Origin of the sequence: Paenibacillus sp. FSL R10-2734, from assembly GCF_037963865.1 — a bacterium.
Lineage (GTDB): Bacteria > Bacillota > Bacilli > Paenibacillales > Paenibacillaceae > Paenibacillus_AQ.
Genome location: NZ_CP150170.1, coordinates 6,230,447 through 6,243,421, shown reverse-complemented (window position 1 = coordinate 6,243,421; position 12,975 = coordinate 6,230,447). Strand labels below are relative to the sequence as shown.

Here is a 12,975-nt window from a genome sequence, read left to right as displayed (position 1 = left end):
ATATGTTGTTCTTTTTGTTTTTCAACACTTGGGTATCTCTAAAAAATAGCGAAATCTACAAAGTGTAATAAATTGTTGAGGTATTATTTATTTATAACTATAATAAAAAACAATATATACTAGGAAGCTGTCACTAGGAGGTCGTAATGAAGCTCTCAAAAAAAACAAAAAAAGGTAGTACGAGCTTTCTACGTAAATCTTTTTTCTCTTTTTTGATTATCTCGTTCATCATCACTATTTTACTTACGACTTTTTTGTCATTTACTTATTTACGAACTACGATTTCATTAATTAACGGCTTTAACGAAAAACTGATTGCTCAATCCAATTACAGTATTACCTATCTCGACGAGACCGCTAAAAAATTTGGAAATGCTCTTTACACCGACAAAGATATCATTTCCTATTTAAACATGGAAGAGAATGATGTGCGTGTTGCAATTGCAGCAAGCAGGGTAATTGACAAACACTTTCTGACACTGAACGACATCGACAGCGTGTATCTTTACAATACGGGGTTGGATTTGTACTACTCCTCACGCAGCGGTGAAATTAAGTCATCGTCTGAATTTTCAGATCAGGCAATTGCAAAGTTGTTAACTGACAAAAAATTTGTGGCCGATTATCATGGTCGTCCCATTGTGGCATCTGTTGATGAAGCAACACAATCGGCAAATGTGTGTTCATATATATTATTTGAACCAGGGACCACGGAATCTGGCTTGAAAAATGCTATCGTTGTAAACATCCGAACGAAAGCGCTTACGAATTCTATCCAAGCGATTAACAGTAGTGATTCAGTTCCTGAAACATCTTTTTTTGTGGTTAACTCCAACGGTTCTATTTTAAGTATGGCCCTTTCACCGGATTTTGCTCATGACATGAGTGAAGTGCGGACATTAGGTCGGAAAGCACAGGAACTGGACGGCAACCTGAATCAGGTGCAAAAAATTGACGGAATCAGTTATCTTGTTTCGAGCAGTAAAAGTAATGCAAACAACTGGTACATCATGGGTGTTACACCCTTCAAAAAAATTTTCAAGGATGTAATCACCGCATCAATCGTGTCGGCGGGGATCGTTGCAGCTGTATTTATTTTTTGCGCACTCATTTGCCTGTTCTTGGCACGCAGACTGAATAATCCTATTCAAGCCATTACGAAAATCATAAAAGGAGAAGTTCCTGAAAAAAGCGATCCACTCGTGTCTGAAATGGAAGAATTTCAAGTTATTCTAGCGGTATTTGAATCGATGAAAGAGCGGAATTTGCAGCTTGATAAATTAATGCGAGAAACCGGCTATGCTGCCAAACAAGATATACTAAATTCCCTGTTAAGTGAAAGTTCAACGTATTCGATGAATACTATTCTAGAGAAGATTCATGATCTGGACTTAGATTATATCGCCTCCAATCAGCTGTGTATGTGTCTATTCAAAATAGACAATTACAGTGAATTTAGGTCAGAAAATACTCAAGAAGAGCGTTGGGCATTGCGTTATGCCATTGTGAATATTGCAGCAGAAATAGCGGAGGAAATTCCGTGTGAAATATTCAGTTGTGATTCTGATAAATTTGTAGTGTTAGTTGATTGTGCAGAAGTAACGCAATTTAAGCTAGTGCAGGAAAAAATAGAGCGATATTTACGTGAAGTGCAAAGTAAAACACAACAATTTATTCGTATATCTTTATCTATGACGTATAGCACCTTGTTTAAGGGAATGGAACATTTGCCTAGCATGTATAACAGTATGAAGGGTTCGATTCAACTTAAGATCCGTTATGGACATGGATGCATTATTTCACCTTATATGATGGATGAAATCAATATGGATGATTTCCATGTACCTGTGAAGAAGGAAGAACAGCTGATCGAAAAAGTACTTGAAGGAGATATTGAAGGTGCCGTTGTCATCTATCAATCTATTAATAAGCAGTTGTATAACTGTTCTTATAATGAAATCATATCGTGTATTATACATTTGATTTATTGTCTTTATTCCGGTGTATTTAGCAAAATGCCTGCCATAAAGGATAATCAAGATCTATTTATGCAGGAGCTGTTGTACAAACTGCAAGATGCAGAAGTGATCACGGACATTGATGATGTTATGAATACCTTTTTGACAAAGCTATGCAGTAAGGTAATGATGTTAAAAAACTCGTCAAACAATAACGATTATTTATTTCAGCGCATTATCGGAATTGTAGAACAGGAATTTTCCGATTCAGGCTTATGTTTAAGTTCAATTGCTGAAAAGTTGCGTATGTCTCCGAATTATGTAGGTCGATTGTTTAAAACGTCATGCGGGCAGTCGATTGCGCAATATATCTTTGATTTGCGAATGCAAAAGCTGGATGGATATATGCGCAACTCCAAAATGCCCTTGTCTACGATTGTCGAGAAGGTTGGTCTTGAAAGGAATAACTATTTTTACACGCGATTCAAGAAGCATTTTGGCATGTCTCTCAGCGAATACAGGTTGCATTTAGGACAGGATGCAGATGATGATTGAATGTGCTGTTTTTACAGCTTAAGCAAGTTTATTGAATACAGCCCATTCCCCTTCACTGGGGAGTAGGGCTTTTTTTACGTCTGGCAGATCGCTTTCTTTACTTCAACCATACCTAAGTGAATTCGCAAATTAATTCTTTAAAATATAGTGATTTAATGGCTCTGAATATTAATATTACGAATAATGTTAAAAAACATTAAAATCCACAGTTTTTGAAGTTGTTGGTTTGCGAGTAGCCAAACTATACTGTAAGCGTTATCAGTACCCTGTTTAACAAGATATAATCTTGTCAAACGTATGCAGCAAAGAGAGGTGAAATAAAGAATAAAGTTGGGTGCCGTAATAATGAACTTCAGACAAATAGCAGTTAGTTATTAACAGGCAAAGCAATAACAACATCAGTTTTGGAAGGAGGTAGAAGTTCAAGTTTGGTTTGAGGAAAATGAAAGCGCTAAAAAAGCTGTATTGATCTCAAATGAATAGTGGAAGGAATGATAAATAAATATGAAAAATAGATTTTTTAAATTATCTATTCTCGCACTTGTAACAGCCATTATTTTTAATTCTGGAATGCTTGGTTTAGGAGTATCTAAAGTAGAAGCACAGCAAGTGGCGGGTAAAGCCCCGTTTATTAACTCATGGTTGGTATCAGGTCCATTCGTTTCCCCTGTAGTGGACCAAATTTATGGATCTGAAGTGGGAGAAACCGTAAAACACGCGCCGTCGGCATCAGAAATAACAGCATCATCATCAACTCTTGCAGTAAACCCTGTTTCAAAACTAGTTGATGGACTAACAAATAGTCAGTGGGTGACAGAAAACGATTCTAATCCATGGGTAAGGATGAAATGGAGTCAGCCTATTGCTATTAATGAAGTCAAAATAGCGCAATGGGGCGATGGGCGTCACGTTAACAATTGGTATCATCTTACTTTCACGCTGAATGATGGCAGCATCGTAGAATCCGGAAAGGTTGATAGTACATCTTCCAGCTCTTCATCACCAACTGTGTATGCTACGCAATCCGAGTTGAAGAATGTAGTTGAAATGAAGGTTGAAATCGATAAAGGACGAACACCTTATCCAAGCATAACCGGACTCTCAGAAATAGAGGTAAATAACAAGCCGGTAACTGGATCTGGTTCTGGCGCTGCTACGATCGCTCCCGCAATCGGCGATCCGTTAAGCTTGATTAACGAAAGTCATAAATGGGAATATTTCGATGATCGCATTTATAATAGAAACTACGATGATTATCAAGATTTATATGGATATTATTCTGTGAAAAAAGGCATCGATACTAGAAACAAATATGTATACGCTCACACATACGTATACAGCCCAGTAGAACAGCCAGCGTATTTTAATGTAGGCGCCAGCGGTTCATATCGTCTTTATGTAAACGATAAGGCAGTAACGACACCGTCCACACCTGTGGAGGTGCAAAAGGATTTGACAAAACAAGCGATTCTGTTAAAGCAGGGTTGGAATAAGCTGATGATTCAAATCAAGCATACGTATACGGAAGATGTTAATTCAAACAATGTTCCGTTAGGATTTGATCAAAATGTAGCTTACCTTGGGTTCTATGGAAGAGTCACAGATCAAAATGGCAATAAAATAAATGGACTTGTTTCTTCGGTTAAAGGCGCAGCTGCGGCACTAGAAATTGTAACACAAGGCCTATCAACTGAGGATGCTATTAAAACTCCGCTTCCATCCCACAATCTGCCGTTTGGCTACAAGGAATGGCCTTATGTATGGAATAAATCGAAAGGCAATGATAAATACGGTGTTGCGGCTTCGGCATTTCAATTTATGGCGAGCGGGGGAGCACCTGGTTATACTTGGAGTATCGTAGAGGGCAGACTGCCAGATGGCTTGGAATTAAATGCCGATGGCACAATCGCAGATGGATTAGTAAATGGAAATGTCAATTTAAATAGCAGTAAAGGTATAATCAGTATTAACTGTGCACCAGGAGACTATAACTTCACTGTGCAAGTAACTGACAAGAATGGAAATACCGCTAGAAAGAATATGACCATTACAGTAAAGGAACGTCCCAATAAATGGTTTGAAGAAGGTCGAGTGGGCGCTTTAACTCATGCTGCCCCAATTTACCAGTACTTTGTTGACCCGAATTTCTCTGCCGATTTATGGGCAGAAAGAGCAAAAGCTCAAGGGCATTCATTGGTATCGGTTGAATCGATACAACAAGCTTATCTTTGGCCGTCGAAATTTGCGGATCCAACACATGATAGGCATCAGTATCTTCCGAAGGATGCGGACGGTAAGGTAGTAGATGGGTTGAAACAGTTTGAATTGGCAGTAAAGCGTCATGGAATGAAGTTTGGCCTTTATTATGGCGGCGGTGTACCTTATTACACGACTGACGTCTATGTGCAGAATCAGACTGATTTGATTGAACGGTATGCGCCTGACTACATTTATTATGATGGGCCGCAAGGGATACCGAATGCCAACTTTGATGTGATATACAGCGTTGTACGCAATTATAGCGATGATATTATAGTAAACTCCAATGCATGGGGCGCAGAGTATGGAGACCCTGATTTAAGAACCGAAGAAGCATCTGGTATTTACGCTGGTGGCGCTGCAAATCATCTTGTAAAACGTACGATTATGGAACCATGGAAAATGATCCACACAAAAAACGGCTTATCTCCGTATTACGGGAAACGGGATGACTACAGGCAAGTCGCCAAGGAAATGATCATGAATGCTGGCAGAGGCTATGTGGATAATAATGATCAGACGCCTGTAGATAGTCGCGGACCCAATTGGAACTCGCCTGAGGAAATTGCGACAAGGTATCCTAAAGCAGAGCAGGAATACATTGATGTGAGAGAAAGTTTTGTAGATTGGTTTGCACCTGCAGGAAAGCCGGAAAGACATGAGTCTACAACGGGTACAATGCCATATTTCCTCTCGGGCTATGGCTACGAAGATGATGGAAAAGGCAATTATGAAAAATTCGCTTTAGCTAACAGTACTACAGGTCCACAATGGGGATACGCAACGTATAGAGACAACAATGTTTATCTTCATATTATGAAAGGACCTGACAGCAAAAGAGGGTTTGATGCCATTCCTGGAAAGTCGTTAACCATTCGTCCGGTTCCAGATCATGTGACATCCGTAACCTGGTTGAACGAGGATATTCCTGTCACTTCTTTTGTACAAAATGGAGATAGTCTGACCGTCAATCTTGCTAATGTCCAGGAGGATCAGATTGACACAATCATCAAGATTGTAACGGACAATTCAGCTCGCAAATATACGCTTACAAATGTACATGCAACAGGTGAGCAGTTGACAACTTCATCGCTTAAAATCAACGCTGAGGGATATATGACATTTCCGGCGCTTAAAGCCAAGCTTTCAGGTTTAACATACAACAGTGCGAATCCTGCAATAGCGGTAGTTAATGCTAACGGAATCGTGACTCCGGTATCAAACGGAACAACGACGATCACAGTTAGCGGTACTTATGAAGGTGTAACGAAACAGGATACATTAAAAATAACAGCAAGAGACGGCCAAATTTATGTTGGGGAAAATATGATTGGCGCAACCTTATTCGTGGATGGAAAGGAAGCTTACGGCGAGGTTGATACACTAGAAAAACTCAGCTATCAAATCGAAGGCAGATCATCAAAAGGCGGAGCAATAGGGCTTGATGCGGCACAAATTCAATGGCACGGCGGTGTCGTTGATTTGCAAGCGGGTGACAAACTTAAGCCTGTATCGATCAAAGAAACAAATGGATATACTTTCAATAAAAATGAAATTATTGCGCCGTTCATCGAACAACCTACACGGGGGGTCGTTTGGGCAGATGTAACGCTAGACGGCAAAACATTTACAACAAATAGAGTATTTATGGACCTGTTGCCATACCAAAATATTACAGGAACCACTGAAATCACTGCTAGTCATAATCAAGGTGCTGTAAGTCAATTAGTTGATGGAAAAACAATTGAAGGCAATGCTTTTGATCAATCCAAATGGTCGGTACCTGCAAATGAAAAGGCATGGATTCAATTTAAGCTGCCGACAAAGTCTCAGATTGCCAATATCAATCTTAACTTCAATTCTTTGGACCAAAGATATATCAATACGCCTAAAACAATCAAAATTCAAACTAGCGCTGATGGCGTGGAATGGATTGATGTCAAAACCGTTAACGGTCCGACTGGTACTGCTAATTTTGGATTCTATGACCAATACGCAGTAAACGCGGAAGCACAATACGTTAAATTACTATTTGATGGCGGTTCGAACGGGTCAACGATTGATTTGCTTGAAGTAGCCATTAACGGGATAGATAAGTCGGATTTATTTGATCGCTTCGAATACGAGTATAAGCCGATTGATGCGACTACAGGCAAATATGACATTAAGGCTTTTACGGGTGCGGGTGCACCGATTGATATGAAAGATGCGGTGATCACGGTAACAAGTGAAAACCAGGGTGTGATTACGGTAGGCGATTCAAACCTGCTGACCGCTGTTTCAAAAGGTATGGCAAAGATTCGCATAAGAGCAACAATAGGCGGACGTTCTATTGAAGAAGTTACTTATCTATTTGTTGATGAGTCAGGGAAAATCTATATGGGCTCTTATTTAAATAAAATTAACGTTACTCTTAATAAAACGGAGATTAAACCAAACCAACCTATCGTTGCTGCAATTGAAGGCTTGTTAAGTACAGGTGAAACAGCCGATTTATCAAGGGCTACTGTAGAATATCAATTTAGTGATCAAAGGCTGTCGGTTGTTGAGGGCAGCAATACGATCATAGTGAAAGGCGATATTGGTCGTGGATTTAATGCGACTGTTGCTGTAAAGGTTACTTTAGACGGGGTAACCGTTGAAAGTCGTCCTATGACAATTGCTGCAGTTAGGAATATTATCCCTCAGTCACAAATGACGGCAACGGCGACGAGCCAGGAAATGAATCCTGGCACAAACAACTCTGCTGCCATGACGATTGACGGAAACCCAGATACGATCTGGCATACAAAGTGGAATGGATCCGACGAACTCCCCCAATCGATTACTTTAAACCTTGGAGGAACCTACAATATTGATTCAATCGCCTATTTGCCAAGGCAATCAGGCGGCACCAATGGAATTATTACAAGCTATAACGTATATGTAAGTACGGATGGAGTGGAGTTTGCCAAGGTTGCAAGCGGAAGTTGGGCAAACGACAGTAAAGAGAAAGTCGCAACTTTTAATCCGACAGAAGCATCGTATGTCAAGCTCGAAGCAACGGCAGGCAACAGTGGGTTTGCATCGGCTGCAGAGATTAATGTCTTCGACGTGAAAGAATTTGTAAAGGAAATCATGGATTACAAAACCGTTCCTGTAATCGATACTGAGCTGGGTCAAATCCCGACACTTCCAGAGAAGGTTGAGGCCGTATATAACGACGGAACGACAGGGCTGGTGGACGTTGATTGGGATGATATTACCCCAGACATGGTAGCTAAAGAGGGTGTGTTTACCGTAAAGGGATCTGTAGGAGGAACCCCAGTTATGGCAAAAGCAACCTACAAAGTCCACAGTCAGACGACGCTTATGAGCATCACACCACCCGCAGCAATCACGGGGTTGGCCAACGGAACAGCGAAGACGTCAGCTGCCCTCGGATTACCTTCAACAGTAGAACTAGTAACGGATGCAGAAAGCATGAATGCCAATGTGACATGGAATGTCGAGGCTTCAAGCTATGATGCAGTTGTTAAGGCAGAACAGACTTTCACTGTTGATGGAACCGTAACCTTGCCGGAAGGGGTGAACAATCCGAACAACATAGCCTTGACGACAAAAATCAGTGTTACAGTAAATGCTGAGACAGATCAGGGCAAAACGCTTGTGAGCATAACAACACCAACACCAATCACAGGACTAGCTAACGGAGCAGCCAAGACAGCAGAAGCGCTTGGATTGCCAGTTACCGTAACACTGGCTACTTATGGGGGCATAGTGAATGGAAGTGTGACATGGGAAGTAGATGCATCAAGCTATGATCCGTCGTTCAAGACAGCCCAGACCTTCACAGTAGATGGAAATGTAACACTGCCTGAAGGTGTGGGAAATCCCAATAACGTAGACCTGAAGACAAGCATTAGTGTTACTGTAGATGCTGTAGCGGTTCAGGATAAGACGCTTCAAAGCATTACACCACCCGCAGCAATTACAGGTGTAGCTAACGGAACAGCGAAGACAGCAGCAGCTCTTGGATTGCCTTCAACAGTAGAATTAGTTACTTATGAAGAAAATGTAAATGCGAATGTAGCATGGAATGTAGATGCTTCAAGTTATAATCCATCTAGCATTAATGCGCAAACCTTCACAGTAGATGGAACTGTTACCTTACCAGAGGGTTTAGCGAATCCGAATGGTTTACCATTGACGACTCAGATTAGTATATCGGTGAAGGCATCAGCATCAAGACCAGATCCAACACCAAATCCAACACCAAATCCAACACCAAATCCAACACCAACGCCAACGCCTAAGCCAATTGAACCAACAGAACCAGTAAAACCAACGGAGCCAGAAACTCCTAAAGTAGATCTGTCTGATATTGCGGAACACTGGGCTAAGGTTTCTATTGAAAAATCAGTTAAACTTGGTTTTGTAAGAGGTTACGAAGATGGAACTTTCAGACCGAATGGTACTATAACACGTGGTGAATTTGCAACCATGTTAGCTAGAGCACTGAAATTGGATTCTGTTGATTCTGAGTTTAGTTTTACTGATCAAAGTAACACACCAGTATGGGCTCAGCCTTTCATACAAGCACTTGTAAAAGTTGGTTTCATTTCTGGATACGAAGATGGTACATTCCGTGCAAATAAAGAAATAACTAGAAGCGAATTAGTCGTTATTGTTATTCGTGCTCTGGGTCTTGAAGTAAATCCAAATGCAACACTAGCGTTTGATGATGCAGATCAAGCTCCAGTATGGGCAAAACCATATGTGGCAACAGCTGCAGAAGCAGGCTTAATTAAAGGGAATGGAGATGGAAAATTTAATCCTAATGCTTCTTCAACCAGAGCAGAAGCAGTTACTTTGATATTAGCTATGCTGAGCAATATGAAATAAGCTATGATTTAGAGTGAAAATAAGATTCATTAATCTAACCTGTGGGACGTGGCATATTTAGGTCATGATTCACAGGTTAGATTGTTAATTTGGGCAGGGTTTTTCCTGTATAACATAGATAGAGAGAATGGTTTGGTCTATGATCAATGACTAAATAAACGGTGCGAATGAAGAATCAGATTTATTAATTCATATCACATAATTGTAAGTACAGCCCTTTTTCCTAATGGAAACGGGGCTGTTTACATTTTAACCTGTGGAGATTTCTACAAAAGAGAGAGTATTTTTAGAGAAATTATTAAAAATATGAGTTACAGCACAAAAATTAAAGTTGTACAAAAGGCAAAAAACATCAAATAGTTTAGTTTTTGAGATTGCTGATTTGCGATCAGCAAGGCTACAATGCACGTAACTTAGGATAAAGTTCACAAAGGAAGGGATAGAAACCATGAACAAAACAAAGACAGGATATATCATCCCCCATACACACTGGGATAGAGAATGGCGTTACCCTATATGGGAAAATAGATTATACCTTGTAAAGCTAATGGACGAATTAATTGAGACCTTAGAGAATAACCCGGATTACAAAAACTTTCTTCTGGACGGACAAGTTATTCCGATTTTGGACTACTTACAGGTAAGGCCAGACACCAGAGATAAGCTTGTTCAATTTATCAAGGATGGAAGAATCGATGTTGGTCCATGGTATACCTTGCCGGACCTCTATCCGATTAGCGGTGAGTCTATCGTACGTAATCTCTTGAAAGGAAGAAGAGAGGCCAACAAACTCGGAAATTGTTTGGATATCGGCTATGAGTCCTTCGGATGGGGACAGCCATCACAGCTTCCACAGATCTATAAGGGCTTTGGAATAGATACAGTTATCGTATCCAAAAATGTAGACAAGAAACGAGCTCCACACTGTGAGTTCAAGTGGACAGGTAAGGATGGTACAAGTGTCTATGCTACAAGATTAGGAGAAGATGCAAGAGCCAACTTTTTTATGAATGCCTATATCCATATTATGAATGGTGTAGCTTACAAGTCGGATAACTACAATTTTGACATGGGCAATTATGGTCAAGTCTATCATCAGGCGGATAGCGAGAACTATATACAAGACTATTTCAAGATTGAGGATACAGAAAAAATACACCCAGAAGTTATTAAAGAAGCCGTTACCAGAGCATGGAATGGTATGGAAGACACACGGATGCCGGATGACAGAGCCATGATGGATGGTACGGATTCAACGACTGGTCAGCCTCAATTAATGAATCTGATACAGGCAATCAATGAACAATTTGATGATATCGAGTTTAAGAGCTCCTCATTAGGAGAATATGTGGAAATTCTCAAGGAAAAGCTCAACTTGGATGAGTTGATTGAGATTCATGGTGAAATGAGAGATGGTCCAACAACCTCGTTGTCTGGAAATGCTCTAATGACAAGACCACATATCAAAACACTGAATAAAAAGGTTCAAAACACCTTGTTTAATCAAGCGGAGCCTTTATCCGTAGCCAATATGATGGTAGGCGGCAAGTATGATGAGACATTCTTGCAATTAGCATTAGATTACATGTTATTATCCCATGCGCATGACTCCATCAATGGAGTAACCCAGGATAAAACGGTCAATGATGTACTCTATCGATTAAATCAAGCTTTGGAAATATCGAATGCGATATCCAATAAAAACTGTCAGGATCTGATCAGACATATCGATCTGTCACAATATAACAGCAAAGATATTGTACTCGTGGTGTTCAATTCATATGCAAAGCCAAGAAATGAAATGGTAAAGGCCTATATTGATACCCCACAAGCTCAAAATATATGGGAGTTTGATCTTGTTGATAGTGATGGAAATGTATGTGAAATACAGCATATATCGAGAACAGAGGTAACATCGCCAGTTGTCCATCTTCAGGAGAGACCGTTTCCTTATTACTCTGACCGTCATTGTGTAGTATTTGGGACTGGAGAAATACCAGCCGGCGGCTATAAGGTTTATAAATTGTGCAATAAAGTAGAATTTAACCGAAAATCAGAATTTTGGGCGAAGACCAGAACAACGGATGGGAAAGAAATAGCTACATCATCTACATGTATGCAAAATGAATTTATCAAGGTTGAAGTGAATTCGAACGGAACCATATCCATTCTGGATAAAGAAAATGGAAACTGCTTCGATAATCTCAACTACTTTGAAAGTACGGGAGATGTAGGAGATTATTGGATGTACTATCCTCCATATCATAATAAGACATATAACAGCAAAGGCTGTAATGCTAGCATTTTCTTAATGGAGAACGGCAATCTTGCAGCTACTATTGGGGTTAAGCTTACCATGGAATTACCTAAATATGCCTATCGTCCGGACAACTATGTAAGAGGCAAGAGTGAGCGTTCTGAACTAACAGAGCATTTGTCCATAACGACTTATTATACATTAAAGAAAGATGCTAAAAATGTAGAAGTTAAGGTTGAGATCGATAATAACTGTAAAGACCATCGTATGAGTGTTCTGTTTGATACAGGAATCCGAGCGAGATCTGTTGATGCGCAAGGGCATTTTACAGTAGACAACAGAGATGCTACACCGCTTAAGGATGACAGAGGTCACTATTATAATGAATTACTAACTCAACCGTTGCAGAACTTTGTGAGCATAGCAGATGATCATAAGGGCTTTGGAATTGTTACTGATTGCTTAGGAGAATACAGTGTATCGCCGGATTGTGAACATAAAGATGGTGGAGATGGAACGCTGTCCATGACTCTGTTTAGAGCTGTGAAAAATATTATTTGTACGGAATGGAGAAGTGCAGGGGTATTCCCGAATCAAGAGGGTGGACAATTGCAGCAAAAGCTGGTTTACAGCTATGCGATCTGCCCAATGAATTCAAGTTGGGAAAATAGTGATCTAAGTGAAATTGCGGATTGCTTCAATATTCCATTAAAGCCTGTACAGACATGTGTTCCAGCGATGATAGTTGAGAAATCAGAAGGAACACTGCCGCCTAAACATAGCTTCTATCAAGTAACAGGTAAGTTAAGTGTATCCTGTATCAAAAAGGCTGAGGATAGCAACAGCATTATTGTACGTTTATTTAACCCATATCCTACTGAGCAAAGTGGAAGTATTATTTTTGGATGTGCTGTACAGAACGTGTGCATGATGAATCTGAATGAGGAAGAAGAAGCTGCTTCAAACTTAATGATGATCGATAACACTGTCGAACTTAAGATCAAGCCTAATAAGATCGTAACTCTGAAGTTAGATCTAAAAACTGATCAATAGAAAGGAAAT

At 40.0% G+C, this 12,975-nt stretch carries 3 protein-coding genes; all 3 read left to right on the top strand.

Annotation, left to right across the window (positions count from 1 at the left end):
• Window positions 1-146 precede the first annotated feature (146 nt).
• The 3 genes from NSS67_RS26825 to NSS67_RS26815 all read left to right on the top strand — a co-directional run bounded on the left by NSS67_RS26825 (window position 147) and on the right by NSS67_RS26815 (window position 12,966).
• The gene (locus NSS67_RS26825) at window positions 147-2,513 is read left to right on the top strand and encodes an AraC family transcriptional regulator (protein ID WP_339316776.1); all 2,367 of its coding nucleotides are present in this window, start codon (window positions 147-149) and stop codon (window positions 2,511-2,513) included.
• A gap of 504 nt (window positions 2,514-3,017) precedes the next feature.
• Complete coding sequence (locus tag NSS67_RS26820; protein ID WP_339316775.1) at window positions 3,018-9,656, top strand: S-layer homology domain-containing protein; 6,639 nt, start codon at window positions 3,018-3,020, stop codon at window positions 9,654-9,656.
• Window positions 9,657-10,104: 448 nt separating this feature from the next.
• On the top strand, window positions 10,105-12,966 hold the full coding sequence (locus tag NSS67_RS26815; protein WP_339316774.1) for a glycoside hydrolase family 38 C-terminal domain-containing protein: 2,862 nt from the start codon (window positions 10,105-10,107) through the stop codon (window positions 12,964-12,966).
• The last annotated feature ends 9 nt before the right edge of the window (window positions 12,967-12,975 follow it).